Genomic DNA, 25,542 nt, shown 5'->3' with positions numbered 1-25,542 from the left:
TCCTCTGAGAGTCTATTGACACTGTATCTTTGAGGAGACTCGCTTTTTGTCTTTGCTTTATCTCCTTGACTCCCATTATGTAACATTTTTTTACAAATTGCAAATAAGTATTACAAATGCTTGACATAACAAAAAACCTATGTATTGAAGGATACATAGGAGTTGACTTGATCGGGAATTGAGTCTAATTGCCTAAAATTCCACCCCATTAACCCGATGAATATTCAAAATATCGCCCATATTTCTGATGCTATTAATTAAGCATTCTAGTTGTTGGCGATCGCGGATATCAATGCGTAAATTAATCATCGCGGGTTTATTGCGACTGGTTCTGACTCCGGCACTTCGCACATTGACATGGTGATCGCTCACCCGTGATAGAATATCCTTGAGAACGCCCAACCGATCAATGGCTTCAATTGAAATATCAACAGGATAAGTCGGTAGACATCCCTTGTCATCGGTGACATTCCAACGTACAGGAATTAATCGTTCCCCTGGTACAGTGTCAACGTTAGAACAGCCTTGAGCATGAATAGAAATGCCTCGGGCCCCTCGCGTCACCACCCCTATAATCGGTTCACCAGGGAGAGGATGACAACAACCTGCAATATGATAGACCAATCCTTCCACACCGACAATCGGGGACTTATTCGGTTTGCTAGGGCATAAAGGAGAAGGGGAGGCTGTGGGTAAGTTAATCTCAGAATCGTCCCCCTGTTGTGCCTTAACGGTGGTTTCTCGGACACGGTTGACTACTTGGTTAAGGGTAATCTCTCCATAGCCTAAGGCCGCCAGTAAATCTTCGACAGCTTGATAGTTACAGCGTTCGGCCACCGCTTGCATGGGGTCAGATTTCAGTAGGGCATCTAAGCCACTTTTCCCTAATTCTTTTTCTAACATTTCTCGACCACGGGAGACATTTTCTTCTCGACGCGATCGCTTATACCATTGACGAATGCGGTTGCGGGCCGTGGGGGTGACAACAAAATTTAACCAGTCTAAACTAGGATGGGAATTTTTCTGGGTGATAATTTCAACAATATCCCCATTATGTAAAGGTTTATCTAATACTGACCATTTTCCATTGATTCGCGCCCCTTTCATGTGGTTTCCCACTTCGGTATGAATACGATAGGCAAAGTCTACTGCTGTGGCCCCTCTAGATAAAGAAACAACATCACCATTGGGGGTAAAGACGTAAACATCATCATCAAAGAGATTATCTTTGAGGTTGTCAACGTATTCTTGAGCATCTTTAAGATCCTTTTGCCATTCTAAAAGTTGCCGTAACCAAGTAAATTTTTCATCTTCTTGGGATAGGATCTGATCAGAGCCGCCAGTTTCTTTGTATTTCCAATGGGCCGCGATTCCATATTCAGCAATATGGTGCATTTCTATGGTGCGGATTTGGATTTCTAGGGGACGACCATTTAACCCCACTACAGTTGTATGTAGGGACTGATAGCGGTTTGGTTTAGGCAGTCCGATATAATCCTTAAATCGGCCAGGAATGGGTCGAAATGCGTCATGAACAATGGCTAAGGCCCGATAACATTCTTCGTTGCTTTCGACAATGATTCGTAAGGCAGCGATATCATAAATTTCATGAAAGCCTTTATGCTGCCTCTGCATTTTATAATAAATGCCGTAGAGGTGTTTGGGCCGTCCCTGTAATTCTTTGACGTGGATGCCAATATCTTCGAGTCGTTGCTGTAAGATGTTTTTGACGGTTTCGATGCGGTTTTCTCGATCAGCCCGTTTTTCAGAGACATGATTCTGAACTTCTCGATAAGCGTCAGCTTCTAAATATTTAAAGGATAAATCTTCTAATTCCCACTTTAATCGCCAGATTCCGAGACGGTTGGCCAAGGGGGCGAAAATTTCTCTAGTTTCTAGGGCAATACGTTTTTGTTTATCTTGGTTTAGGGCCTCTAAGGTTCGCATATTGTGGAGGCGATCGGCTAACTTGACCACAATCACTCGAATATCTTGGGCCATGGCCAAAAACATTCGGCGAAAATTTTCGGCCTGTTGTTCGGTTTTACTGGAAAAGTTAAATTTTGATAACTTTGTCACTCCCTCAACCAAGAGTCGAACTTCCTGGCCAAATCTTTCTTCTATTTCTTCTACGGTGACTTCTGTATCTTCTACCACATCATGCAGGAATCCTGCTGCGATCATGGCTTTATCACCCCCTAAGTCCCTCAGTATACCAGCGACGGCCACGGGATGGGCAATGTAAGGTTCCCCTGATTTGCGGGACTGTCCTTCATGGAGTTGATAGGCAAAATTAAAAGCGCGGCAGATTAGGTTGAGATCCTGGCTACTTTGATCGGTTTGATACTCTATCAAACATTGGCTTAACCAATCAGGAAGGATCAGTTCAACGGGTTTGGAATCAGGTTTGGGATCAGGAAGAGTAACTGCGTTCATAGAAGTAATGGCTTGAGCAAGGGATAGAATGAAACAACAATAATTGGTGAGTTAAAACGCGAATTCTTCTCTGATGGGAAACTCAGGGGGCAAACTATGAGTTTTACTGCCGCTTAAGTTCTATTTTTACCACCAGCACTGTCTTTGTTCTGAAAAGTGAGGATATGTTTTAATAATTTCAGTTTAAGAACAGATTCAGATTAGTTAAAGTCGCAGATAAAGTTTAATATTAGTTTACAAATTCTAGCGCAATATGGTGTTTAATGTTACCGAAATTTTATCAACAATCTTATAGCCACCTGGGGGAAGTTTTGTTAATTCTCCAGAAACAAGTCAGGGCCAAGGATTTAGATCTTGATGCCCTGAGAATAAGTTTTGACCAGGTGCAACAGGTGTTTGAACAGGAGATCATGGCGTTAACCTTAGAAGACTTAGATTCTAGCGCGATCGCTTTACAACAGTCTGCTAAAACGGAAATTCACCGAATGTTAAGACTTTTGGGAACTGATCTCTTGTTTTTACAGTCATCTCGTCAAGCAGGGACGACACAACAACGGTTACAAAAGATCAGCGATCGGCTTGAACAGCTAATTAGTTACTGTCAAGGATTACTAGAGATCACTGTATAGCCTGTGGCTAGGGAAAAATCTAGAATTTTCCTTAAACTGTATTTTTTGTTTCTTTATTCTCAGTGAAATCCGCTATCATACATAAAACGTTTATTTACAGTGCCACTATAGAATATGTATATGTCAAGTCAACTCCGCTTTATCGCTGCACTGACAACTTTTTCCTTTAGTTTGAGTATGGGGGTAATGTTTCCGGCTATGGCTAAATCTCTGAGACAATATGAAAACATCAATCAGAAGCAGTTTAATGAATGTATCAAACCCCCGACTTCCAATGGCTCTAATCAAGGTTGGGCTGAATATTATGGGGAAAATAATGGTAAAATTGAACTGAAAGTGAGAAATCAACCGATGATCTCTGATGGTACAGTTGCAGCGACACTTTCCTATAAATTTGAGCCATCAGAAAAGATGTTAGTGTTAGAAATTGAGGAAAAAACTAAGTTTGCTTTTGGACTTATTCAAGCTTCTGATGCTCAAATTTGGGAAGGGTTTGATGGCTTAGTGGAAGAATGTCGAAATCATGGTTAATTGACAGATTTTCCTTTTTTATTAATCTTAAAACATTAAAACCCAAGATAATTTTAAGGTGGGTAAGCTAAGCTAAAACAGGACTTACGCAGCAGCACTACCCGTAGAGTCAATTCATGAATTGACTCTACAAAAACACTCAATATTAAAGAGGTTGCTTAAGTCTCGTAAAACTCATTTGAAATGGGTTTTAGCTTACCTTTTCCCTTTCAGGGAGAGGTAATTATTCATTATCCATTATCCATTGTCTATCCATGCTTTCATTTTACCAGGATTCATTAACCCATAGGGATCAACTTCTTTTTTAAAGTTTAATTGCTTCAAATCAATAACTTTTCGTCCTCCATCTTCTAAAATATAAGTATGGGGGTTAGCAATTCCTGCTCCATTTTCTTCATGATAACAAATAATTTCATTTAGTCTTTCTTCCGTGGTAAATCTCACTAATTGTAACCCTGCGGGAATTACTTTACCATGAAGTTTAATAAACTCTAAATGAATCATTACTTCATCCCCAAACTTTTGATAAAAATGTTCTACTTTGTCTAAGGTAAAGTAACAAGTTTGTAAATAAGTCAGAGTTGGATCTATACTGCGAGCATGAAGGGTGGTATGATTCCAAGTAAATTCTAATAAACTGTTTCCTTTACTCGCTTCTTGGGCAGTTTTTAGATAAGTTACTTCTCCCTTATATTCATAAACTAAATCATGAAATGCTTCTAAATCATATTCAGATACCATCAATAAAGCACAATGTTTATCTAAAGGTAAATAATCCTGTAATGGTTGAAAATAACGACAAATTGGGGACGCATGAATACTGATTAATTTCTTCACAATGCCATCACTATCCCCTAACCCTTGGCCAAACTTAGCAGCTTGCATAAAATCATCAAAAACTACAATAATTTCTGCCCAAGGATAAGCAGGGGCCAAGGGTATTTCTAATTGAATAATAACTCCATTTGTACCATAAGCATGATTGACTTTTTGTACTTCATCTCCCCGTAATTCCATGATACAGGGTTCATCTTCTAGGGTAACAACCCGTAAAGCCTGAAGATTACCGCGATCGCGTAATTGTCCATAATTAATTGATCCCATGCCCCCACTACCCCCTCCAATAAAGCCCCCTATCGTAGCGATACGGTAGGTAGAAGGTGCCATGCGTAGTTCCCACCCCATTTTCCTTGCTTGCTGATCAAAGGCTGCCATTTTGACCCCAGGTTCAACACAAGCGACTCCCTTTTCTATCCAGTGAATTTGGTTCATTTTGGTCGTATCCAGGATTATTCCGCCTTCCAGGGGAATACATTGCCCATAATTTCCCGTTCCGGCCCCTCGGACGGTGAGAGGAACTTTGTATTTGAGGCAAGTTTGGGCAATTTCGATGATTTCTGCTTCTTTAGTGGGACGAATCACCAAATTGCCCCGTTTATCCTGGAGCTTTGGTTGGAGGATGGGGCTAAAATGGTAATAGTCTAGGGAAAGTTTGGCTAGTTGAATTGGATCGGTGATAATCTCAAGATGAGAGAGTTCGGTCGTAATTTTGTCCCAGGGAGATGTCATAGTAACCATAAAAATAATTGAGTTAGGTTGCGAAGTTTATTAGTAAAGATATTGTTGTAGTAGAATGTTAAATATGATAACTATTGTTGCCGAAAAAGTCCATGTCTGATCCTTCCTTAAAACGTATCACCCAACGCTTAACTTCTGCTTTAGATAGAGATCGTTTGGTGAATGAAACAACCCATGATTTAAGAAATACCCTCAAAGTAGATCGGGTTGTTTTATATTATTTTTATCGTCATTGGACGGGACAAGTTACTTATGAAGCATTACAGTCAAAACAGTTTTCAATTTTAGGCTCAATGGGCCCTGATCAGTGTTTTAATGGAGAGTATGCCAGTTGGTACGAACAAGGTAGAATTAGGGCGATAGATGATATTGAAACTGAGGTTATTTCTCCTTGTCATCGAGAGTTTTTACAAGGGTTACAAGTTCGTGCTAATTTAGTCGTTCCTGTGCTTAATAATCTGGGGTTATGGGGTCTATTAATTGCCCATAATTGCCAGGATACCAAACATTGGCAATCTGCTGATCTTGATGTTATGAAAGCCGCGTCTCTTACCCTGGCCAATTCTCCCTCTATCGCTAATACTAATTAATTGTTAGCGTCCAAGATCGTGCATTTGATTGATAATCATGGCACATTTTTCCGTCACACTTTCTAACTCTTTGCGTTTACTAGATTGAGGGGGAGCAATGACTTCCCCAATACGGATTGTAATAGGTACGGGACGAGGAAAAGAAGACCCTTTTTGTAGGATCTTCTCTGTTCCCCATAAAGAGACGGGAAGTAAGGGAACTTGCGCCTTAGCAGCAATCATGGCTGCCCCTAATTTGGGGTCATTAATCCGCCCGTCTACGGTGCGGGTTCCTTCCATAAAAATCCCCACTAACCACCCATCTTTGAGGGCTGCGATCGCTGAACGAATTGCACCGCGATCTCCTGCTCCTCTTTTGACGGGATATGCCCCATATAAGCGAATTCCCTCCTTTAAGATGGGAATTTCAAATAATTCTTCTTTGGCCATAAAAGCCACAGGACGACCCATACCAGAGCCAAGCATAGGGGGATCAAAATAACTGGCATGATTGCTCACCACCACTAAAGGGTGTTTCATGGGGACATTTTCTCTCCCATACACCCGTCCACGAAAGTAACTATAAAAGGTGGGGACAATGATTGAGCCTTTGAATAGGTAATATAGAAATAAGCTGGAAATGGGTTCTCTTTCCCTAAATTCGCTATTTTCCATCTGTTTGCTTACTGTTTGGATAGGGTGAAATTTAAGACACATAGCCCTAACATACCTTTCAATCTTTTATTCTAACACAAAAAATACTACGGTTTGTCAAAAAGATAGTATGGTCTAGGGAATTGCCTTTTGAACCATCGTCCGTAACTGTAATTAAAGATAGCTCTGGTAGATCCCTTCTCAGTTTTGTTTGTGAAGTTATCCTATTCCATTAAAATCAAACAATAACGACTAAAGCTTTATGGTAAACTAAGCATATTCTCTGGCTTTCTGTTATATTTTGCACTCTTTAAGGGGTTTTGTTATGGGAGTGGTGGCTTTCATTAATGATTCTTTGTTCAATGTTTTACTCTTGGGATTAATGTTTTTTGGGATTTGTTGGACATTTTCTGTTGGCAAAAGTCACCCATCTTCTACTCCAGTTTTAAACGGTCAACATAAACCTTTTGCCTGTTTATTGGAAGATATCCCAAAACATTACTTAAAAGGGCAATTTTACCCCTTAGCGACTCCCTTACTGACCCCCTTAACTTGTTTATTAGAAGATGCCCCTTCCACTGTTTTAACAGGACAATTTTACCCCTTAGCGACTGCTTTGGCTTGTGTTTGGGAATTAGGATGGTTCTCATTTTATCGTCAACAAATGGGAAAACCTGGTATTAATTATTGGGACTGGAAAAATCAACCCTTGATTACTCAATTTTCTCCTGAATTATCTAATTTATTAAATTTAAAAGAACCTGATCCTATAGTCAAAAAGGTTTTAGAATCTTTAGGGGAAGAATATCATTTATTTTGGACTTGGGACAATCTTTGCGCTTTTAAAAAATGGCATCAAAAAGCGACTCAAAACTTAGGTTTAACAAGTCTTAAAGCCATTTATTCCTTCTGTTATGGAATGTCTTGGGACTCCTTACAATTCCTGCTTTTAGATAATGGAAAGACTATCGATCGCACCTTACTTGATGAATCATCTTCCTGGTGGAAAATTTTAGGCATTACCACCTTTTCCCCTCCAACGAAAGCAGAACAAGCTTATAAAAATTTACTACGTTTATGGCATCCCGATCGCACTTTACACCCCCTTGCTCATCAAATTACGGCGCGTATTAATACCGCTTATGAAGAATATCAATTACTACAGGAAAAGAAAGCACAACGTATTAATTCTCTGCAACAATGGTTTAAGAAATAAAGTAGCCTTAACTTAACATTAATTTGTTGTAAACAAAATTCAATGATACAATTCACAACAAACGAGTGAGGAAACAAATATGATTAAAGCCTATGCAGTCCATGAAGCCAAGGGAGAATTAAAATCATTTGAGTATGATCCTGGCCTCTTAGGAGAAGAAGAAATCGAAATTAAGGTCGAATACTGTGGAATTTGTCATAGTGATCTCAGTATGCTCAATAATGAATGGGGAACGACTCAATATCCCCTAGTTCCTGGTCATGAAGTTGTCGGAACCATTGGTGCAGTGGGCAATAGAGTCAAAACCGTTTCTGTTGGTCAAAAAGTAGGGTTAGGCTGGTTTTCCCGTTCCTGTCTAACTTGTGAATGGTGTATGGGTGGCGATCAAAACCTTTGCCAAACTGCCGAAAGTACCATTGTTGGTCGTCATGGCGGGTTTGCCGATAAAGTACGGGCCCATTATAGTTGGGTGTTTCCCTTACCACCAGAAATTAATCTAGAAACCGCCGGGCCCTTATTTTGTGGCGGAATTACGGTGTTTAATCCTATTGTAGAATGTGGCATTAAATCCACTGATCGCGTGGGAGTGATTGGTATTGGTGGTTTAGGTCACATGGCCATTCAATTTCTCCATGCTTGGGGTTGTGATGTAACCGCTTTTTCCAGCAGTTCAGACAAAGAGGAAGAAGCCAAACAATTAGGGGCCAATCATTTTGTTAATTCTCGTAATGAAAACGCCTTAAAAGAGGTGGAAAATTCCTTTGATTTCATTCTTTCAACCGTAAACGCTGATTTGGACTGGAATGGCTATATTAACGCCCTACGGCCTAAAGGTAGACTGCATTTTGTGGGTGTTACTCCTAACCCCTTATCTGTGCAAATTTTCCCCTTAATTTTAGGACAAAAAACCGTCTCAGCTAGTCCTTTAGGCAGTCCCACCACCATTGCCCAAATGCTAGATTTTGCCACACGCCATAAAATTGAACCCATCATCGAAATCTTTCCTTTAGACAAGGTAAATGAGGCGATCGCTAAATTAGAAAATGGTCAACCTCGATATCGTTTAGTGTTGAAAGTTTAATTTTAGTAGTTGAAAGGACTCAAATTAATTTACTGGTTTATGATGAAAAACAGGAGGTAATTGTTCAATGGAAATAGAACAATATCGTCAAATTATTCAAGACTTAATTTTAGCGCGGTTACAACAGCAATGTTCCCCAGAAGAAGTCGAAACCCAAGCTGTTTTAGATCCCAAAGGCGATCACTACCTTTTACTACATACGGGTTGGCGTGGTAATAGTCGGACTCATGGATGTAGTATTCATCTAGATATCAAAGACGGCAAAATTTGGATACAACATGATGGTACTGAAGTCGGCATTGCTACAATGTTGTTAGAAAAAGGTGTACCTAAAGAAGATATCGTGTTGGCGTTTCACTCTCCTTATATGCGCCAATTTACTGAGTTCTCTACCCATTAAGTTTGCTAATGTTTTCCAATACTCATAGACTGGAGAAAGGAACTTCTTACTTCATGAATAATCCGAGCAAAACTAAGATTTATCTCAAATATACTGCCCTCTGCTATACTTTTTAACACACCCATAGAGACTCGGAGATCTTAAAAATGCCTAGTTTAACGGTTAAAGATTTAGAGAAACTACAAGCAGAACATCCTGATTATCGGATGGAATTAGTCGGGGGAGATGTTATTTTTATGAGTCCTTCAGGTTTAGAATCAGATGAAGTAGCTGCCGCCATTGTTGCTCAGTTATCAAATTGGGTAAGACCAAGAAAATTAGGCAGAGTAACTGCTTCTAGCGGTGGTTTTCGCTTACCTAATGCTGATGGAGATGTTCGCGCACCTGATGCTTCTTTTATCTTAGCTCAACGTTTACCTCGCACAACAGAAGATTACGCCGAATTGGTTCCTGATTTGATGTTTGAGGTTAAATCTAAAACTGATAGTTTGACTAAATTACGTGAGAAGATACAGCAATTTTTGGAATTAGGAACTACAGTTGGAGTATTAGTCGATCCCAGAACTCGTACTATGGAAGTTTGTCGCCTCAATGCAGATAAAATTGTCCTGAAAGATGGGGATGTGCTTGAAGTACCGGAACTCCTTCCAGGATGGGAATTACCTGTTGTCGAAATCTGGGCCCCTGAATTTGATTGATAAGTAGTATCGAAAATCAAATCCCCTTCCGCCCTCTGCTATACTTTTGACCACACCCATAGAGACTCGGAGATCTTAAAAATGCCTAGTTTAACGGTTAAAGATTTAGAGAAACTACAAGCAGAACATCCTGATTATCGGATGGAATTAGTCGGGGGAGATGTTATTTTTATGAGTCCTTCAGGTTTAGAATCAGATGAAGTAGCTGCCGCCATTGTTGCTCAGTTATCAAATTGGGTAAGACCAAGAAAATTAGGCAGAGTAACTGCTTCTAGCGGTGGTTTTCGCTTACCTAATGCTGATGGAGATGTTCGCGCACCTGATGCTTCTTTTATCCTAGCTCAACGTTTACCACGCACCACAGAAGATTATGCCGAATTAGTTCCTGATTTGATGTTTGAGGTTAAATCTAAAACTGATAGTTTGACTAAATTACGTGAGAAGATACAGCAATTTTTGGAATTAGGAACTACAGTTGGAGTATTAGTCGATCCCAGAACTCGTACTATGGAAGTTTGTCGCCTCAATGCAGATAAAATTGTCCTGAAAGATGGGGATGTGCTTGAAGTACCGGAAATCCTTCCAGGATGGGAATTACCTGTTGTAGAAATCTGGCCCCCTGAGTTTGATTAACTTCTTCGGGAGCGAGAAATCCCCGCACAAGGAACGCAGTGCGAGGGATTTCTCGCCAGGACAAGATCTACTGGACAAAACAAAAAAGTTCTTGTAACATCAAGTGTAGCGAGGCAAAAACAGTAATAGACCCGCTTGCTACCAGGGATGTTAACCTTTTCCGCAGTGCAGTAATGCCGTGAAAGCTCTTTTCTACCCCTAATCAATACAGTTGGTGGCAGTATTCGGAGAGAAAACCCGTAAGGTAGGATTTGGTTGAAATACCCCCTACAAACAAAGATTGTAAATGGGCGTTAGGAACTAGCGTCCTTAGACGTAGATAAGCTACCTCTATCTTGCAAGCGGTTCCAACTTGTTGGGTAAGTAACTTAGATGAAGCGTCAGAAACCTCGGAGGTAGCGTAGCAAAGTCCGTAGGTAGTTCATACAAAAATGCCCCATCCTCAAAGGACAGGGCCTATTATTCAGTTTAGGTTAACTGAGAATTAATAGTCAAAGTCTCCACCGCCAGCAGCAGGGGCTTTGTCTTTCTCAGGTTTATCAACCACAATACATTCAGTGGTCAAAATCATACCAGCAATAGAAGCGGCATTCTGTAAACCAGAACGGGTCACTTTTGCGGGATCAACGATACCTGCTGCCAACATATCGGCAAACTCGCCAGTTGCAGCATCATAACCGACGTTGAATTCTTTTTCTTTCACTCGTTCAGCAATCACCGCACCGTTTTGACCGGCATTTTCAGCAATACGCTTTAAGGGTGCAGTTAAGGCACGAGAAACAATTAACGCACCTGTTAACTCCTCATTGGCCAGGTTGCTCTTAGCCCACTCCTCTAGGACAGGAGTGAGGTGAGCGAGGGTTGTACCACCACCAGGCACAATTCCTTCTTCAACCGCCGCTTTTGTGGCGTTGATGGCATCTTCTAAACGAAGTTTGCGATCCTTCATTTCGGTTTCAGTGGCAGCACCAACTTTAATTACTGCAACCCCACCGGATAACTTAGCTAAACGCTCTTGTAGCTTCTCTTTGTCATAAGAAGACTCTGTATCTTCCATTTGACGACGGATCAACTCACAACGAGATTTAACTCCCGCTTCGTTACCTTCGGCCACAATAGTAGTATTGTCTTTGGTCAGAATAATCCGACGGGCAGATCCTAACATCTCAAGTTTGGTATTTTCTAACTTGAGGCCCGCATCTTCGCTAATAACTGTACCAGCAGTCAAAACCGCAATATCTTCGAGCATTTGTTTACGGCGATCGCCAAATCCAGGAGCTTTGACCGCAGCAACGTTTAAGACACCCCGTAAACGGTTAACAACTAAGGTTGCTAAAGCTTCTTTTTCGATATCTTCAGCAATAATTACTAAAGATTTGCCTTGACGAGCAACCTGTTCTAATACAGGCACTAAGTCTTGAACCAGGTTAATTTTTTTGTCGGTTAACAAGATGCAAGGATCTTCAAACACTGCTTCCATGCGTTCGGGATCTGTGACAAAGTAGGGGGAAATATACCCTTTATCAAAGCGCATCCCTTCGGTGATTTCCAGTTCGGTAAACATGGACTTACCTTCTTCAAGGGAGATGACCCCTTCTTTGCCAACTTTATCCATGGCATCAGCGATCATTTTGCCCACTTCTTCGTCATTTCCCGCAGAGATCGAACCTACTTGGGCGATCGCTTTGGAATCTTCAACGGGTTTGGCGTGTTCGGCGATTTTTTCAACTAAAAAGTCGGTAGCTTTATCAATACCCCGTTTGAGGGAAATGGGGTTAGCACCTGCTGCGACGTTGCGTAACCCTTCTTTAACGATCGCATGAGCTAAGACGGTAGCTGTGGTGGTTCCGTCTCCGGCCACATCGTTAGTTTTAGAAGCCGCTTGACGAATTAAGGCAACTCCGGTATTTTCGATATGGTCTTCTAATTCAATTTCTTTGGCAATGGTGATCCCGTCATTAATGATTTGGGGCGCACCAAATTTCTTTTCTAGAACAACGTTACGACCTTTGGGGCCTAAGGTAACGGCCACTGCTTCGGCGAGGATGTCCATTCCTCTTTCTAATGCACGACGTGCATCTTCGTTGTAGACAATCAATTTAGCCATAGTTTATGCCTCTTGTAAGTAGATCCTGAAAAATGAGTTGTTAGGAATCAATAAATGAAGTGAGTTGCCTTCATTTGTCTAGGCAACGGCTGCTAAAATATCTTTCTCTGAGAGTAATACATAATCTTCTCCCGATAGCTTGACATCGGTGCCAGCATATTTGGAGTAAAGCACTTTGTCACCGATTTTGACATCTAATGCAGATCGGGTTCCGTCATCGTTGCGTTTACCAGGGCCGACGGCGACAACTTCGCCAATTTGGGGCTTTTCTTGGGCATTATCGGGCAATAAGATACCGCCTGCGGTTTTTTCTTCGGCGGGGCTTACTTTGACGAAAATGCGATCGCCAAGGGGTTTAACTGTAGATACATTAATGCTGATTGCTGCCATGAACGAATCCTCCTAAGATTTGGTGATGAAGTTGAGGGCTGTCTCAAAAAAATTAGCACTCTCACCTTCCGAGTGCTAATGTAACGAAATAAGGCCTCCCCTGGCAACTGCTATAAGGGTACGGGTTCCCGAACTTAGGGCGGATTTTTCTGTTAAAGTCAGCTTAAATCAAGGCTTTCCCTTAAAGAAAGAATCAAGGGTAAGTAATAAGCAATTAACTTTTTACTTTTTACTTACATCGTTCCCCCTAAAAACTCCTCAATTTCCTTATCTTTCAAATAACAGATTTGACTAGCATTATAGGCATTTTCTAAAGCTGACTGAGAAACCTTGCTGGCCACTAATTCTCGTTCTTTTAATCTATCTTCTTGTAGTTGTTGAACTTGTTGTTCTAATGCGTCAATTCTATCTAATAGTAACCGAATAACTTTCCCTTCCGAGTCAGGCAGATTACCATGTTCTAGGGGGTTAACTCGCACTCCAGACTGATAAACAATGCGGCCAGGAATTCCCACCACAGTACAATCAGAAGGAACATCCCGCAGCACGACAGAACCCGCTCCAATCCTAACATTATTACCAATATTAAGATTACCAAGAACTTTAGCTCCGGCTCCCACAACAACATTTGTGCCAACCGTTGGGTGACGTTTTCCGCTTTCTTTTCCGGTTCCCCCTAGGGTAACACCTTGATAAATTAAGCTATAGTCTCCCACTTCTGCGGTTTCACCGATCACCACGCCCATACCATGATCGATAAAGACACCAGTACCGATTTTAGCCCCTGGATGAATTTCGATCCCCGTCAGAAAGCGTGCGATATGAGAAACTAATCGGGGGAAAAAGGGAACACCAAAATTATAGAAGCGATGAGCGAACCGATGCAGTACGATCGCTTGTAGTCCAGGATAGCAAAAAAGAACTTCCAGCCAGTTACGGGCGGCGGGATCTCGTTCAAAAATGATGCGAAAATCGGCGATGATGGATGATAACACCAAACTGAATTTCCTGTTCAAAAAGTGCGTCTTATCCTCATTTTATCACTGGGGGACGGCGACGGTTCACCCAAATGGTTGATTATTCCGATTGTATAAAAAAGGTATGAGAGTCAAGCGATCGCTTCTGGGGAATTTTTAGAAATTTTTTCCTTTACCAACCTAAATCTGTATAAAGATTAATAGTTATAGATTTACTTCCTGCTGGAATTGCACTAATACAAGCACAAATAGGGGTTCCATCTTCTAATTCTACCTCACAAGCATGACAAGACCCCATTAAACACCCAGTAGGAATCAGAATTCCGGCCCGTTTTGCTACTTCTAACATCGGTTCCCCTGCTTCAGCTTCAATGGTAATATCGTCTGGTAAAAATTGCACTTGAACTTTCATAAAATGTTCCTCAATCTATCAATTATTTAACAATGGTGTTAAGTCTAAAAACTCCTCAACCAAGTCAGCAAGTTTATCTAAATTTGCCTCTCTTTGTTCTCTATAATTGGGAATTCCTGTGGGTAAAGACCCTAAACCTCGTCGATTTCGTAGATAATTTAACCAAGTTCGTCGCCAGGCCCCGTTATCAAAAACGCCGTGTAAATAACAACCCCAAATGGACTGATTATCATTGACAATACCTAAACTAGAATCTTCAAATAAAGCATGGGTAATAGTATTAGCAGGTTTATGAATTATCCTAGCTACACGGGTGATTCCTTGATGAATTTCGTAACCAGTTACGGGAAATCCTGGATAGGGATAAACCGAACAAGTTTGTCGTTGACGAACAATTTTATCGGGAGTAATTATTGTTTCTAAAGGCAGCAATTTTAGTCCTGGATAAGATTCATTTTTTCCTTCTAATTGATCGGGGTCAAATACCATTTCTCCTAACATTTGAAAACCGCCACAAATGCCAAAAACAATGCCACCTGCTGCGACATAATCTTGTATTTGTTTAGCCATTCCACTTTGATGAAGTGCCATTAAATCATTAATAGTTGTTTTTGAACCTGGAATAATTACCGCATCAGGATAACCTAAATGATCGTTAATATTTAGATAGTTGATCGAGACAGTATTTTCAGCATCAAGGGGGTCAAAATCTGTAAAATTAGCGATGTGAGGCAACCGTAAAACAGTAAGGTTAAGTTCTTTTTGAGATTGAGAGGTTTGCCTATCTAATAAATCTAAAGAATCTTCGGCAGGAAATAACATATCACGCCAAGGAATGACCCCTAATATGGGAATTCCGGTGTAATTTTCTAACCATTCAATCCCCGAATCTAATAGAGATTTCTGTCCCCGAAACTTATTAATTACAACCCCTTTAATTAAAGCTCGTTCATCTTCATCTAATAATTGTAACGTTCCCACCACATGAGCAAAAGCCCCCCCGCGATCAATATCTACTACTAAAATTGTCGGGGCATTAAGATGTTTGGCAATTCTCATATTAGTTAAATCTCGATGTTTGAGATTGATTTCTGCTGGACTTCCTGCCCCTTCACAGACCACAAAATCATATTCTCTTGCTAAACTTTCTAGGGATTTTGTGATAATTTGCCACCCCTTATCAAAATACTTTTCATAATACTCAGTTGCAGTAGTTACTCCCACTGCTTTTCCCCCCATAATCACTTGTGAGGTCATATTTCCTTGGGGTTTGAGCAAAATGGGGTTCATTTCTACCCTAGGGGTAATTCCCGCGGCCCAAGCTTGTACCGCTTGAGCATGACCGATTTCCCCCCCATTAGCAGTAACATAAGCATTAAGTGCCATATTCTGCCCTTTAAAGGGGGTGACGTGCCAGCCTTGACGGGCTAAAATGCGACAAATGGCAGCAGTAATAAAGGATTTTCCGGCGTGGGAGGTAGTTCCCACTACCATCATGGCTTTCATTAATAATTATTGACCTCTCGGTTATTCAGTTTTGGAATTTTGTAGGGGTCAACGGCCGTTGACCCCTACAGATGTTAAAACGGTAGACTAAACCAACGGATAAATTGATTAACCAGTCGTTCCCACCAAGACGGTTGAGGCAGCTTTTCTCCTTGTTCTTTCCATTTTGCCACTAATTGCCGTCCTAATGGGGTTAAACGAAAACTATCGGTAATTCCTTGTCCATCGACTTCTCGTCGCAACAGCCCCACCTGAATTAACCACAGGAGGTCTTTTTCGACCCGTTGTTCTGATAAAGATTTAAGAGTATATCCTTGTTTGACTCCGGTTTCTCCCGCAATATTGGGCAAAGGTACACTGTCTGTCTTCATGGCTGTAAATAAGTTTAACTGAAAGGGAGCGCAGCCTAAAGCTCTTTCTGCCCGTTTTAGGGTGTTATTGGTATAAGTAAGGTTAAGGGGTTGGGTTGATGTTCTCATCATGGTCAAAGACTTAGAAGATGACTATTTTTATTATGAAAGGTTTTCGATTGTCGTGTAAAGTTTTATGATCAAGAGTGATCACTTTTTGATTTGGGAATGAGAAGCTATGGCTTTAGCTGTTGGAACTGTTGCACCTGGTTTTACCACTATTGATGATGAGGGCAAAACTGTCTCTTTATCAGACTATAAAGGTAAAATCGTCGTCTTATACTTCTATCCCAAAGATGATACTCCTGGTTGCACGAAAGAAGCTCAAAGCTTCCGTGATAATTATCAACAATATCAAGATAAGGATATGGTTGTCTTTGGGGTGAGTATGGATGATCAAACTTCCCATAAAATGTTTAAGGAAAAGTATGGTTTACCTTTCCAACTGTTGGTTGATAAAGACGGAACCTTAACCAATGCTTATGATGTGTCAGGTGGCGGATATTCTAAGCGCGTCACCTACATCATTGACGGGGAAGGGAAAATTAGTTATGTGGATGAAAAAGTACAAACTGCTACCCATGCTCAAGATATTTTAGGTATTGTGGGTTAATTAAAACAATTAACTCGAATTCATCTTCCCTCACCTGATGGTGGGGTTTTTTATTTTAATAGTTCCTTTGAACTCATATATAGTCCAAGATTTCTCTAGTGCTAGAGTTTTTGGGCAAGGCGATCGCTGCATCACTGTACGACGATTCTCCAAAGTCCTCTGTTAATTTTTCCTTTACATTCGGAATTGAAAAATCAGAGGCCATCTCCCATCAGCCAAGCCAACCGCCTCGTCATCCTGCTAAAATTGTTGCTCAGTAACAATACTGTTAATTTATTGGCTCTCCCGACATCTTGGTATAAAATGTATAATCAGATACAATACTTAAGATGGTGGGTTACGACGCGGATTAAAACTTATTAGTTTTTCCTCAAAATCGTTGCCGCGTCTAACCCACCCTACGAATTATAAGCTTTACTTATCACCACAGGTACGGGAGAGCCACTTTTGCGGTTAAACCTGCCACTACAGATTTTCTGGATCTAACTTCATCAAAATTACCAAATTGTGACCCGCTCAGCAGGATCACGCCATAAAGGATCACCCTTTTTAATGCTAAAAGTAGGGAAAAATTCAGGCACATTTACCAACGGCCCCGTTACCCGAAACTCACTGGGAGGATGGGGATTTGTCTGGACTAATTGTCGCACAATTTCAGGACGATCTTTCGTCTTCCAGAGTTGTCCCCAGGCAATAAAACACCGTTGTTCAGGAGTAAAACCGTCAATTTTAGTTGCAAGTTTTTCGGCTGTGAGGGAACGTTTTAACGCAGAAAGGGCGATGGTAATACCACCTAAATCCGCAATATTTTCTCCCAAAGTTAATTGACCATTGACAAATAATCCAGGTAACACTTCATACTGATTATATTGTTTCACTAATTGATTCGCTCTTTGAGAGAAATTCTCCCCATCTTCTTTTGTCCACCAATCTTTACGATTACCATCCCCATCAAAAAGACGACCCTTATCATCAAAACCATGAGTAAATTCATGGGCGATCACTGCACCAATAGAACAATAATTTACCGCATTATCTAGTTTGGCATCAAAGAAAGGCGGTTGTAAAATTCCCGCAGGAATTTGAATGCTATTACTACTGGGAACGTAGGCGGCATTAACTTGGGTAGGAAACGTTCCATTTAAGACAAAATATTCAGTAACAACAGGCTGTTTTAATTTGGCCAAATTATATCGATTTTTCCACTCCGTCAGACGAGTATGATTGCCAAAATAGTCATCAGCTTTAATCTCAATAGCAGAATAATCTAGCCATTTTTCTGGATAGCCAACTAAGATTTTCATTTTGTCTAATTTAGCGATCGCTTTTTGACGAGTTGCCTCACTCATCCAAGGATTCTGTTCTAAACGACGTTTAAATTCCGCTTTTATATTAGCTACCATTATTTCTGTTTTAGCTTTGGTAGCAGGGGGAAAATATTGTTTAACAAATAATTGGGAAATAGGAGGATTTAAAGAAGACAATAGCGTGTCTGTGATAATCCGATTGCGGGGCGGTAGGGCGGTAACTCCGAACATCGTTTTACCAAAAAAGTCAAATTTTTCTTGAAGAAAATCATCATTCAGATAAACTGCTTTAGCAGTTAAATATTGCCAGCGTTGATAGGTTTTCCAATCCTCTAGGGAACGTTCTTTTAATAGGACATTAACTTTCTCATAATAGCGGGGTTCTTCTACAATAACTTCTTTAACATCCGTTAAGCCCAAGAGAGAAAAATATTGTTGCCAATCAAAATTAGGATAACTTTTTTGTAATTGAGCTAGAGTAAATTTGTTATAAACTTTATCCACATCTCGCGCTTCAGTGGGTGAAAGGGTCACTTTGGCAAGAGCCGTTTCCATCTCTAAAATGGTTTTTGCCTGGGCTTCTGCCTGACTGGGATTCTCTCCGATGAGGGATAACATTTTAGCAATATGGGTCAGATAGGCCTTCCGTTGAGGCTCAAAATTAGGACTTAAATAAAACTCTCTATTGCTGACAGGTAAAGTCGCAGGACTAAGATATAACGCATTAACCGTCGCTTGTTTTTTGTCGGGGGCTACATACTGATCCACAATGGAACTTACACCGATTAAATTCTGATGAGCGAGTAAAGGAATTAAGTCTTTTTTAGAAGTTAAGGTCTTAACTTTGTTGAGTTCAGACTTTAGAGGAGTTGCTCCTAATTTTTCTAGCAACTCGGTATTCATGCCAGCCGTATAGAAATCGCCGACTTGTTGAGTAATACTACCTTTAGGGGATTGAGAACTTTTTGCCTGGGCTTCTTTAATGATTTTTTGGATTTTTTGATTATTTTGTTCGTCTAATTCATCAAAGCTACTCACTGATGGTTTATCGTCAGGAATAACGGCCTTTTTGAGCCAGTTACCCGCCGCAAATTGATAAAAGTTTTTCTGGGGTTCAACGGACAAATCCATGTGATTCACAGAAAAACCCTGTTGCGAGGGTTCTGCTTTAGAAAGAGTGGAATCTGTAGACTGGCTGGATGCGTACTCAGGTTGGGAACCTAAAAGAGCGATCGCCGTCATCGTAACGAGGGATATATGAGCAATAGACTTCATCATGAGCAAAATTAATCGAGTTTATTGGGATACCTGATAAATTTTGAGATTAGATTGTTCCTACTGGGTTGAGTCAAAACTATTCTTCAAGCTGAATAGTTCTTTTGAACTCATATATAGTCCAGGATTTCTCTAGTGCTAGAGTTTTTTTGCTCCCGCGATCGCTAACTAATGTTTGAGAATTGTTATAATTTTCCTAGCTCTAATCCAGTCTTAATGAGGAGTGTAGTCGAGATGAAAAAGTTCATACTTTCGTTACCATTTTTATTTGGGGTGATGGGAATATCTTCTGAAACCTTAGCCCACACCATGCAAACAAATTATTTGTTCTCTGATAAATTAGAATTTCAAACTGTTTACAGTACGGATGAAGTAGCGAAAAATGCCGATGTGATTATTTTTGCGCCAAATGATACGGAAAAACCTTGGTTAGAATCTACAACCGATGAACAAGGAAGGTTTGCTTTTTTACCTGATACCTCCATTCCTGGAGACTGGGAAGTACAAATCATAGATGAAGGCCATGGAGAAATTTTAATTGTTCCTGTCACTGAAAAAGGGGTTGAGGTTGATAAAATTAGCCATGACTCTCAACAAGATTTACACTATAGCTCTTTTCCCCTCGCTCCTATTCAAAGTTTATTAATTACCGCAGGAGTTGGGGCTTTATGGTTTAGTTTTTTGCGTAAAAAGTAAGCGAACTTCGTTGTAAATTCAACGATTTTAATGTTGCCAGATGCGGCGTTGCCAGATGCGGCGTTGCCCGTTGCCCTGAGTCGCCAGTTGCAAACTCCTTGACAATATGCGATAATAGCCGTTTGTGTGTAAATTAAATTAATTGAGTGATTTGCTAAATTAAACTATGGCCAGCAAAAAAGGGGTTCGACAGATTATCACCTTAGAGTGTACAGAATGTCGGACAAATACAGACAAGAGATCGCCTGGGGTTAACCGCTATACCACCAGCAAAAACCGCCGTAACACCACTGCAAGATTAGAACTCAAAAAGTTCTGTCGTCACTGTAACGCTCATACCGTTCACAAAGAGATTAAATAATTGACTAGCATAACATAAGGAAAAAGTCAAGCTCATGAGTTATTATCGCAAACGTCTTTCCCCCATTCCCCCCAAGCAACCGATCGACTACAAAGATACGGAACTGCTGCGGAAATTTATCACCGAACGGGGAAAAATTCTACCCAGACGCATTACGGGGTTAACTGCCAAACAGCAAAGAGCCTTAACCACGGCAGTCAAACGCTCCCGCTTTCTAGCCTTGTTGCCCTTTGTCAACAAAGAAGCATAACCTTTTTCAAGCAAGGGCGTGAGGTGTCGTCAGTTAAAAACTCGTCTCGACACTTTACCCCCTTTACCAAACTTAATTACTTAACACTTATTACTTGTGAATCCCAGACCCGACGGCCTAGTCAAGCTAGACTGGAAATAGAATAGTTAAAGATCTGCATAAAACAATTAAGGCAAAAAGCGGGTGGAAAAAGGACAACTCATTGAATTTAGAGTTAACGGAGAACGTCGTTTGGCGGTTGTTGAGCGTCCAGAAGGCAAAAAAGACTGGATAGTGATTGATAGTGGGGGTCACTCCCATAAACTGCGGCCCCAACGGGTAGAATATGAAGTAGAAGGGGGCCCCTACACCACGGCGGATATTGCGCCCTTTCTCCGAGAAGTTCAACCGTACCTAGATCCATCAAGTTTAGAGGTGGCCTGGGAATTATTGGTAGAAGAAGGAGAGGCCGTCAGTCCAGGGGAATTGGCTAATTTTCTGTTCTCTGAACAAACCCCCGGCCTCTGTTATGCCGCCCATAGTTTACTATGTGACGATAAGATTTATTTTAAGAAAAAAGGCGACAATTACGAACCGCGTTCGGCCAGTCAAGTTGAAGAAATTAAACACCAACTTGATGTTGAACAACAACGTGAACAAGAAAAAGCGACCTTTTTTGGGCATCTTCAACAGGCGATCGCCCAAGAAGCCATTGACTGGACAGAAAGCGATCGCACCAGGTTAGAACAGTTAGAAAAATTTATTTTACAACCAGAGCAAACCCACCGCAATGCTCAAGATCTTCTCAGCGAAATTGGGCGACCCACGACCTCTGAAGCTGCCTTTGAATTATTGGTAGAGTTAGGATGGTGGAGTCGTCATGAAAACCTATTTTTGCGGCGTAGCTCTTATCCGATCAATTTTCCGAAAAAGGTACTGGACGTGGCGTATTCTTGCTTACAAAATCTACCCCCCGATGCTGATAGCGATCGCTTGGACTTAACTCATCTTAAGGTATACACCATTGATGATGAAAGTACGGAAGAAATTGACGACGGGTTGAGTGTGGAATTTTTAGACGGGGATAGGGTCAAGTTATGGGTGCATATTGCTGATCCTACTCGTTTTATCACCCCAGGGGATGAGCTAGATTTAGAAGCTAGAAAACGCAGCACAACGTTATATTTACCCACTGGCATGATCTCGATGTTTCCCACAGAGTTAGCAACGGGGCCGATGAGTTTAATTCAGGGCAAAATCTGTCCTTCTCTCAGTTTTGGGATTATCTTAGATGAGAAAGGGGCGGCACAAGATTATTCTATTCATGCCAGTCTGATTAAACCAACTTATCGCCTCACTTATAATGATGTGGATGAAATGTTGCAGTTAGGCATTACTGCTGAATCAGAATTAGCGGTGTTGGCCAGTGCAGCGAAACAACGACACTATTGGCGACAGTCTCAGGGTTCAATCACCATTAAAATGCCAGAGGCGGTGATTAAGGTCAAATCGGAAGACGAGATTATTATTGAATTAGTGGATAATTCGATCTCTCGTCAATTAGTGGCAGAAATGATGATTCTCGCGGGAGAAGTGGCAGGAAGCTATTGTCAAGAACATAATATTCCTGTTCCCTTTCGGGGACAACCCCAACCAGAATTACCCTCAGATGAGGAGTTGCTGGTCTTGCCAGCAGGGCCGGTTCGTGCTTGTGCTTTACGTCGTTGTATGCCTCGTAGTGAAATTGGCACTTTGCCCAGTCGTCACGCTAGTTTAGGGTTAAATACTTATACTCAGGTAACTTCCCCCATTCGTCGCTATACGGATTTATTAACCCATTTTCAGTTAAAAGCCCATTTAAGGGGTGATCCTTTGCCTTTTCCTTTGGATGTGATGCAACAGATTTTATATAGTGTCACTCTCTCAGCCCAGGAAGCAACCTTCCTCGAACGACAAACCAACCGTTATTGGGGGTTAGAGTTTTTGCGTCGCAATGGGGATCAAATTTGGCAAGGGGTGGTGTTACGGTGGTTACGGGAGGATGAAAAATTGGGGGTTTTGCTGTTGGAAGAATTGGGGTTAGAATTACCTCATCGCTTTGAGCGCACGGTGTCTTTAGGCGATCGCTTGAATGTTCAAGTGAGTCGCGCTGATCCCCATCGTGATGAAATTCGTTTCCGTGAAATGCTTGAAAATGAAGTTCAGTCAACAATGATTTAGATTTTATGACTGAAGTTGCTTTATTTAGTCCTCATCAAATTGTTTGTTTAGAACATGATGATCACCGTCTTTATTGTGAAGTGATTCAAGTGGTTGAATTGCGTCAACGGTGTTGGGTTCGTCCTTTATTTTTGGCGGTTATTGCTGAAGATAGACAGGTTTATCATCAGTTATCAATGCCTAAAGTTTTGATTGATGTTCGTTCAACGTCTGATTTATTATATCCCATAACTCTTTTTAGGGTGGCTTTAGATACAGAAGTTATACCTTTATTAACTGAGATAGAAACTCAAAAAACTTCCCCAGAAAGTCGACAAGAAGCTAAAGAAAAATTAAGGCAGTTTATTACTCAGGTTTGGCAAGATCATCCTGAAAAATTTAGTTAACCTGAGTTTTATTGCAATCAATTAATCGTAAAACCCTCATCATCCTGCTAAGGTTTTTTGAATTCAGTAATCATTTTCGGAGTATGCAAAACAGTATCAACGGTAGAAATAGAGTTATTGAGAACATGAAAGAAAGTTAATTTTTCTTCAACGTCATGAAGATCCTCTTGGATGGCTGTTATTTCTTGTTGATCAGAAGTTGATTCTAACTTACTCAATAAATTTCCTTTGGCAATTTTGTAGTAGGATTGTAGATCACGAAAATGACTGTGCATTTCAGTAGCGATCGCCAAAAGAGAATGTTCAGTCATAGTCCATTGGGGTTTTTGATTTTCCATATCGAAGAATTTGCTCAGATATCTGTTGACATAGGTTATTTTACGCTCTTTTATATAACGAGGCAATAATGAAGTCAAATATTCTTGAAATTCAATTTTTATGAATCAACTTATAGTGCAATTAATTTTGTTTAGGCACTTAAAAGCAAAAAGATCGCCCTTCTACAGTAGAGGACGATCTTTTTGACGATTAAAGGATTAAATCAGTCTACAAGGAGACGAAATCAGCAGCCGTTAGCGTCGTGGTATTAATACCAGTCAGTGTTGCCAAAATTTCATTAGTGGAAGTCACCTTGATAGTGCTACCTGAGAAACTCAGTTGCCCGAAGCTGAAACCGTTATACAGTCCGATCTTATCTTGACCCTTAACGAAGTCAGTAATGGTATCAGAACCATCCCCACCAGTATAGGCAAATACATCTTGACCATTGCCACCTGTGAGGGTATCACTGCCAAGACCACCATAGAGGGTATCGTTACCATTATCGCCATAGAGAACATCGTTGCCAATGCCGCCACTTAGGAAGCCATCACCGTACAAGAGGTCGTTGCCGTTACCACCGTAGAGGGTATCACTACCGCCACCACCGATGAGGGTATCGTTACCATTACCGCCGATGATGTTATCTGAACCATTACCACCGTAGATGTTATCGTTACCATTACCGCCGCCGAGGGTATCGCTACCGCTACCGCCGATGATGTTATCTGAACCATTGCCTCCAGGCGCGGTAGTTACTGCATCAACTGGGACAAAGCGAATGAAGTCCAAGCGGGCAGGTTCGCCATCATTCTCGAAGCCCGTGATTGTGAAACTATTGCCAGTGGTGACAGTTAGATCACCGCCCAAGATCCGTTCTACCTTCGTCGTACTACTAGGAACATTACTGTTAAGGTCTTGGTTAAGCACGATAGAGCCAACGAGATTGCCCTGTTGGGTTAGGTTAAATGTAGATTGACCATCGTTCTCATCAAAGGTGCCGATAATCACATGATAGAGACCAGAGGGACCGTTAAAGGTGAAAGTAGCAGTGCCGACTTCGTTAGCACTTCCGTTAATCAGACTTAGCATTGAGCCACCTTCAGCGATCGCATTATTCTCAATCCGATAGCCCGTAACATTGGTAAGGCTTTCAGCACTGATCTGGGTTAGTACGGGTATATCCGTTACACCATTGATGTTAATGCTGACAGTGGCTGTATTAGTTCCACCATTGCCATCAGAAACCGTGTAGCTAAAGCTATCGGTAGCTGTTTGCCCATTATTGAGAGACTCAAATTTGTTGTTGGGGTTGTAGCTGAAAGTGCCATTGCCATTGTTGGTGACTAAACCTAATGTGCCGATGGTATTGAAACTGATAATGGTCAATACATCGCCGTTGTCCACATCGGTGTCATTGGTGAGGACGTTAGCAGTGAGGAAGGCGGTGTCTTCATTGGTGCTGAAACCGACACCACTATCGTTAACACCTACAGGAGCATCATTAACCGGAGTCACAGAGAAGCTACGGGTTTGACCAGTTAAGGTATCTGTACCATCAGTCACACCGTAAGAAAGATTAACAGCACCATTAAAGTCAGCAGTTGGGGTGAAGGTATAAGTACCGTTATTGTTGTTGACTAATGCACCATTGTTCGCAGTTAAACCGACTACGGATAAGGTATCACCATCTACATCACTGAAACCTGCTAATAAGTCAGCAGCAACAATATTAATCGCAGTATCTTCAGCAGTGTTGCCTAAAGTTGCCGTCGGTGAACCAACAGGAGCATCATTAACAGCAGTTACAGAGAAGCTTTGAGTTTGACCTGCTAAGGTAACAGTACCATCACTTACACCGTAAGAAAGATTAACAGCACCATTAAAGTCAGCAGTTGGGGTGAAGGTAT

27 protein-coding genes are annotated in these 25,542 nt (G+C 41.1%); 15 read left to right on the top strand and 12 right to left on the bottom strand.

Going from position 1 to position 25,542, the window contains the following annotated elements; translation table 11 throughout:
- Positions 1 to 192: 192 nt before the first annotated feature.
- Complete coding sequence (locus VB691_RS16975; RefSeq protein WP_323292703.1) at positions 193 to 2,436, bottom strand: bifunctional (p)ppGpp synthetase/guanosine-3',5'-bis(diphosphate) 3'-pyrophosphohydrolase; 2,244 nt, start codon at positions 2,434 to 2,436, stop codon at positions 193 to 195.
- 263 nt (positions 2,437 to 2,699) lie between these two features.
- Here VB691_RS16975 and patD point away from each other — a divergent pair, with 263 nt between their 5' ends.
- On the top strand, positions 2,700 to 3,065 hold the full coding sequence (patD, locus tag VB691_RS16970; protein ID WP_323292702.1) for a heterocyst frequency control protein PatD: 366 nt from the start codon (positions 2,700 to 2,702) through the stop codon (positions 3,063 to 3,065).
- Between the two features lie 120 nt (positions 3,066 to 3,185).
- Positions 3,186 to 3,596: a hypothetical protein gene (locus VB691_RS16965; RefSeq protein ID WP_323292701.1), complete on the top strand. Its 411-nt coding sequence runs from the start codon at positions 3,186 to 3,188 to the stop codon at positions 3,594 to 3,596.
- A gap of 237 nt (positions 3,597 to 3,833) precedes the next feature.
- Here VB691_RS16965 and VB691_RS16960 read toward each other — a convergent pair whose 3' ends face one another.
- Positions 3,834 to 5,165, bottom strand: a complete 1,332-nt coding sequence (locus VB691_RS16960; protein ID WP_323292700.1) for an FAD-binding oxidoreductase — start codon at positions 5,163 to 5,165, stop codon at positions 3,834 to 3,836.
- A gap of 101 nt (positions 5,166 to 5,266) precedes the next feature.
- Here VB691_RS16960 and VB691_RS16955 point away from each other — a divergent pair, with 101 nt between their 5' ends.
- A complete protein-coding gene (locus VB691_RS16955; RefSeq protein WP_323292699.1) occupies positions 5,267 to 5,764 on the top strand; it encodes a GAF domain-containing protein in 498 nt (165 codons plus the stop codon).
- 3 nt (positions 5,765 to 5,767) lie between these two features.
- Here the strand turns inward: VB691_RS16955 and VB691_RS16950 are convergent, their stop codons facing one another.
- On the bottom strand, positions 5,768 to 6,418 hold the full coding sequence (locus tag VB691_RS16950; RefSeq protein WP_323292698.1) for a lysophospholipid acyltransferase family protein: 651 nt from the start codon (positions 6,416 to 6,418) through the stop codon (positions 5,768 to 5,770).
- 304 nt (positions 6,419 to 6,722) lie between these two features.
- Here VB691_RS16950 and VB691_RS16945 point away from each other — a divergent pair, with 304 nt between their 5' ends.
- The 5 genes from VB691_RS16945 to VB691_RS16925 all read left to right on the top strand — a co-directional run bounded on the left by VB691_RS16945 (position 6,723) and on the right by VB691_RS16925 (position 10,425).
- On the top strand, positions 6,723 to 7,613 hold the full coding sequence (locus VB691_RS16945; RefSeq protein WP_323292697.1) for a J domain-containing protein: 891 nt from the start codon (positions 6,723 to 6,725) through the stop codon (positions 7,611 to 7,613).
- A 79-nt stretch (positions 7,614 to 7,692) separates the two neighbouring features.
- On the top strand, positions 7,693 to 8,694 hold the full coding sequence (gene ahr, locus VB691_RS16940) for an NADPH-dependent aldehyde reductase Ahr (RefSeq protein ID WP_323292696.1): 1,002 nt from the start codon (positions 7,693 to 7,695) through the stop codon (positions 8,692 to 8,694).
- A 67-nt stretch (positions 8,695 to 8,761) separates the two neighbouring features.
- Positions 8,762 to 9,094: a XisI protein gene (locus VB691_RS16935; protein ID WP_323292695.1), complete on the top strand. Its 333-nt coding sequence runs from the start codon at positions 8,762 to 8,764 to the stop codon at positions 9,092 to 9,094.
- A 146-nt stretch (positions 9,095 to 9,240) separates the two neighbouring features.
- Entirely contained in the window at positions 9,241 to 9,792 is a 552-nt protein-coding gene (locus VB691_RS16930) for a Uma2 family endonuclease (protein ID WP_323292694.1), read from the top strand.
- A gap of 81 nt (positions 9,793 to 9,873) precedes the next feature.
- Positions 9,874 to 10,425: a Uma2 family endonuclease gene (locus VB691_RS16925; protein ID WP_323292693.1), complete on the top strand. Its 552-nt coding sequence runs from the start codon at positions 9,874 to 9,876 to the stop codon at positions 10,423 to 10,425.
- A gap of 484 nt (positions 10,426 to 10,909) precedes the next feature.
- Here the strand turns inward: VB691_RS16925 and groL are convergent, their stop codons facing one another.
- The 6 genes from groL to VB691_RS16895 all read right to left on the bottom strand — a co-directional run bounded on the left by groL (position 10,910) and on the right by VB691_RS16895 (position 16,296).
- Positions 10,910 to 12,532 (bottom strand): chaperonin GroEL, encoded by a 1,623-nt coding sequence (gene groL / locus VB691_RS16920; protein WP_323292692.1) that lies wholly within the window; start codon positions 12,530 to 12,532, stop codon positions 10,910 to 10,912.
- A gap of 78 nt (positions 12,533 to 12,610) precedes the next feature.
- Positions 12,611 to 12,922 carry a co-chaperone GroES gene (gene groES, locus VB691_RS16915; RefSeq protein ID WP_323292691.1) on the bottom strand — a complete coding sequence of 104 codons (312 nt, stop codon included), beginning with the start codon at positions 12,920 to 12,922 and terminating at the stop codon, positions 12,611 to 12,613.
- 233 nt (positions 12,923 to 13,155) lie between these two features.
- Positions 13,156 to 13,917 (bottom strand): serine O-acetyltransferase, encoded by a 762-nt coding sequence (gene cysE, locus VB691_RS16910; RefSeq protein ID WP_323292690.1) that lies wholly within the window; start codon positions 13,915 to 13,917, stop codon positions 13,156 to 13,158.
- Between the two features lie 154 nt (positions 13,918 to 14,071).
- Positions 14,072 to 14,311 (bottom strand): 2Fe-2S iron-sulfur cluster binding domain-containing protein, encoded by a 240-nt coding sequence (locus VB691_RS16905; RefSeq protein ID WP_323292689.1) that lies wholly within the window; start codon positions 14,309 to 14,311, stop codon positions 14,072 to 14,074.
- A gap of 18 nt (positions 14,312 to 14,329) precedes the next feature.
- Positions 14,330 to 15,817 carry a cobyric acid synthase CobQ gene (cobQ, locus tag VB691_RS16900; RefSeq protein WP_323292688.1) on the bottom strand — a complete coding sequence of 496 codons (1,488 nt, stop codon included), beginning with the start codon at positions 15,815 to 15,817 and terminating at the stop codon, positions 14,330 to 14,332.
- 74 nt (positions 15,818 to 15,891) lie between these two features.
- On the bottom strand, positions 15,892 to 16,296 hold the full coding sequence (locus tag VB691_RS16895) for an Npun_F0494 family protein (protein ID WP_323292793.1): 405 nt from the start codon (positions 16,294 to 16,296) through the stop codon (positions 15,892 to 15,894).
- A gap of 109 nt (positions 16,297 to 16,405) precedes the next feature.
- Between VB691_RS16895 and VB691_RS16890 the strand changes: the two genes are divergently transcribed.
- Together VB691_RS16890 and VB691_RS16885 are read left to right on the top strand one after the other, a co-directional pair.
- Complete coding sequence (locus VB691_RS16890; protein ID WP_323292687.1) at positions 16,406 to 16,840, top strand: peroxiredoxin; 435 nt, start codon at positions 16,406 to 16,408, stop codon at positions 16,838 to 16,840.
- Between the two features lie 98 nt (positions 16,841 to 16,938).
- Complete coding sequence (locus tag VB691_RS16885; RefSeq protein WP_323292686.1) at positions 16,939 to 17,100, top strand: hypothetical protein; 162 nt, start codon at positions 16,939 to 16,941, stop codon at positions 17,098 to 17,100.
- Positions 17,101 to 17,337: 237 nt separating this feature from the next.
- On the opposite strand, the gene VB691_RS16880 is transcribed toward VB691_RS16885, so the two are convergent.
- Positions 17,338 to 19,425, bottom strand: coding sequence for a M13 family metallopeptidase (locus tag VB691_RS16880; protein ID WP_323292685.1), 2,088 nt, complete (start codon positions 19,423 to 19,425; stop codon positions 17,338 to 17,340).
- Between the two features lie 231 nt (positions 19,426 to 19,656).
- Between VB691_RS16880 and VB691_RS16875 the strand changes: the two genes are divergently transcribed.
- The 5 genes from VB691_RS16875 to VB691_RS16855 all read left to right on the top strand — a co-directional run bounded on the left by VB691_RS16875 (position 19,657) and on the right by VB691_RS16855 (position 23,314).
- The gene (locus VB691_RS16875) at positions 19,657 to 20,118 is read left to right on the top strand and encodes a hypothetical protein (protein WP_323292684.1); all 462 of its coding nucleotides are present in this window, start codon (positions 19,657 to 19,659) and stop codon (positions 20,116 to 20,118) included.
- Between the two features lie 166 nt (positions 20,119 to 20,284).
- Entirely contained in the window at positions 20,285 to 20,479 is a 195-nt protein-coding gene (gene rpmG / locus VB691_RS16870) for a 50S ribosomal protein L33 (RefSeq protein WP_323292683.1), read from the top strand.
- Between the two features lie 34 nt (positions 20,480 to 20,513).
- Positions 20,514 to 20,729, top strand: a complete 216-nt coding sequence (gene rpsR, locus VB691_RS16865; RefSeq protein WP_323292682.1) for a 30S ribosomal protein S18 — start codon at positions 20,514 to 20,516, stop codon at positions 20,727 to 20,729.
- Between the two features lie 183 nt (positions 20,730 to 20,912).
- Positions 20,913 to 22,928 carry a ribonuclease R family protein gene (locus tag VB691_RS16860; protein WP_323292681.1) on the top strand — a complete coding sequence of 672 codons (2,016 nt, stop codon included), beginning with the start codon at positions 20,913 to 20,915 and terminating at the stop codon, positions 22,926 to 22,928.
- 5 nt (positions 22,929 to 22,933) lie between these two features.
- Positions 22,934 to 23,314 (top strand): hypothetical protein, encoded by a 381-nt coding sequence (locus tag VB691_RS16855; RefSeq protein WP_323292680.1) that lies wholly within the window; start codon positions 22,934 to 22,936, stop codon positions 23,312 to 23,314.
- 47 nt (positions 23,315 to 23,361) lie between these two features.
- Here VB691_RS16855 and VB691_RS16850 read toward each other — a convergent pair whose 3' ends face one another.
- Positions 23,362 to 23,652: a hypothetical protein gene (locus VB691_RS16850; protein ID WP_323292679.1), complete on the bottom strand. Its 291-nt coding sequence runs from the start codon at positions 23,650 to 23,652 to the stop codon at positions 23,362 to 23,364.
- Between the two features lie 208 nt (positions 23,653 to 23,860).
- Positions 23,861 to 25,542: cadherin-like domain-containing protein (locus VB691_RS16845; protein WP_323292678.1), on the bottom strand; the 1,682-nt coding region annotated here is incomplete at its 5' end.

The sequence above is a fragment of the Crocosphaera sp. XPORK-15E genome (genome assembly GCF_034931425.1).
Classification (GTDB): domain Bacteria; phylum Cyanobacteriota; class Cyanobacteriia; order Cyanobacteriales; family Microcystaceae; genus UHCC-0190.
This window is presented reverse-complemented; position numbering and strand designations above follow the sequence as displayed.

What these genes read in the sequence shown, in the direction of transcription:
- VB691_RS16975 (WP_323292703.1), bottom strand. Translation starts at nt 2,436, where the DNA reads ATGAACGCAGTTACTCTTCCTGATCCCAAACCTGATTCCAAACCCGTT.
- patD (WP_323292702.1), top strand. Translation starts at nt 2,700, where the DNA reads ATGTTACCGAAATTTTATCAACAATCTTATAGCCACCTGGGGGAAGTT.
- VB691_RS16965 (WP_323292701.1), top strand. Translation starts at nt 3,186, where the DNA reads ATGTCAAGTCAACTCCGCTTTATCGCTGCACTGACAACTTTTTCCTTT.
- VB691_RS16960 (WP_323292700.1), bottom strand. Translation starts at nt 5,165, where the DNA reads ATGACATCTCCCTGGGACAAAATTACGACCGAACTCTCTCATCTTGAG.
- VB691_RS16955 (WP_323292699.1), top strand. Translation starts at nt 5,267, where the DNA reads ATGTCTGATCCTTCCTTAAAACGTATCACCCAACGCTTAACTTCTGCT.
- VB691_RS16950 (WP_323292698.1), bottom strand. Translation starts at nt 6,418, where the DNA reads ATGGAAAATAGCGAATTTAGGGAAAGAGAACCCATTTCCAGCTTATTT.
- VB691_RS16945 (WP_323292697.1), top strand. Translation starts at nt 6,723, where the DNA reads ATGGGAGTGGTGGCTTTCATTAATGATTCTTTGTTCAATGTTTTACTC.
- ahr (WP_323292696.1), top strand. Translation starts at nt 7,693, where the DNA reads ATGATTAAAGCCTATGCAGTCCATGAAGCCAAGGGAGAATTAAAATCA.
- VB691_RS16935 (WP_323292695.1), top strand. Translation starts at nt 8,762, where the DNA reads ATGGAAATAGAACAATATCGTCAAATTATTCAAGACTTAATTTTAGCG.
- VB691_RS16930 (WP_323292694.1), top strand. Translation starts at nt 9,241, where the DNA reads ATGCCTAGTTTAACGGTTAAAGATTTAGAGAAACTACAAGCAGAACAT.
- VB691_RS16925 (WP_323292693.1), top strand. Translation starts at nt 9,874, where the DNA reads ATGCCTAGTTTAACGGTTAAAGATTTAGAGAAACTACAAGCAGAACAT.
- groL (WP_323292692.1), bottom strand. Translation starts at nt 12,532, where the DNA reads ATGGCTAAATTGATTGTCTACAACGAAGATGCACGTCGTGCATTAGAA.
- groES (WP_323292691.1), bottom strand. Translation starts at nt 12,922, where the DNA reads ATGGCAGCAATCAGCATTAATGTATCTACAGTTAAACCCCTTGGCGAT.
- VB691_RS16905 (WP_323292689.1), bottom strand. Translation starts at nt 14,311, where the DNA reads ATGAAAGTTCAAGTGCAATTTTTACCAGACGATATTACCATTGAAGCT.
- cobQ (WP_323292688.1), bottom strand. Translation starts at nt 15,817, where the DNA reads ATGAAAGCCATGATGGTAGTGGGAACTACCTCCCACGCCGGAAAATCC.
- VB691_RS16895 (WP_323292793.1), bottom strand. Translation starts at nt 16,296, where the DNA reads ATGAGAACATCAACCCAACCCCTTAACCTTACTTATACCAATAACACC.
- VB691_RS16890 (WP_323292687.1), top strand. Translation starts at nt 16,406, where the DNA reads ATGGCTTTAGCTGTTGGAACTGTTGCACCTGGTTTTACCACTATTGAT.
- VB691_RS16880 (WP_323292685.1), bottom strand. Translation starts at nt 19,425, where the DNA reads ATGATGAAGTCTATTGCTCATATATCCCTCGTTACGATGACGGCGATC.
- VB691_RS16875 (WP_323292684.1), top strand. Translation starts at nt 19,657, where the DNA reads ATGAAAAAGTTCATACTTTCGTTACCATTTTTATTTGGGGTGATGGGA.
- rpmG (WP_323292683.1), top strand. Translation starts at nt 20,285, where the DNA reads ATGGCCAGCAAAAAAGGGGTTCGACAGATTATCACCTTAGAGTGTACA.
- rpsR (WP_323292682.1), top strand. Translation starts at nt 20,514, where the DNA reads ATGAGTTATTATCGCAAACGTCTTTCCCCCATTCCCCCCAAGCAACCG.
- VB691_RS16855 (WP_323292680.1), top strand. Translation starts at nt 22,934, where the DNA reads ATGACTGAAGTTGCTTTATTTAGTCCTCATCAAATTGTTTGTTTAGAA.
- VB691_RS16850 (WP_323292679.1), bottom strand. Translation starts at nt 23,652, where the DNA reads ATGGAAAATCAAAAACCCCAATGGACTATGACTGAACATTCTCTTTTG.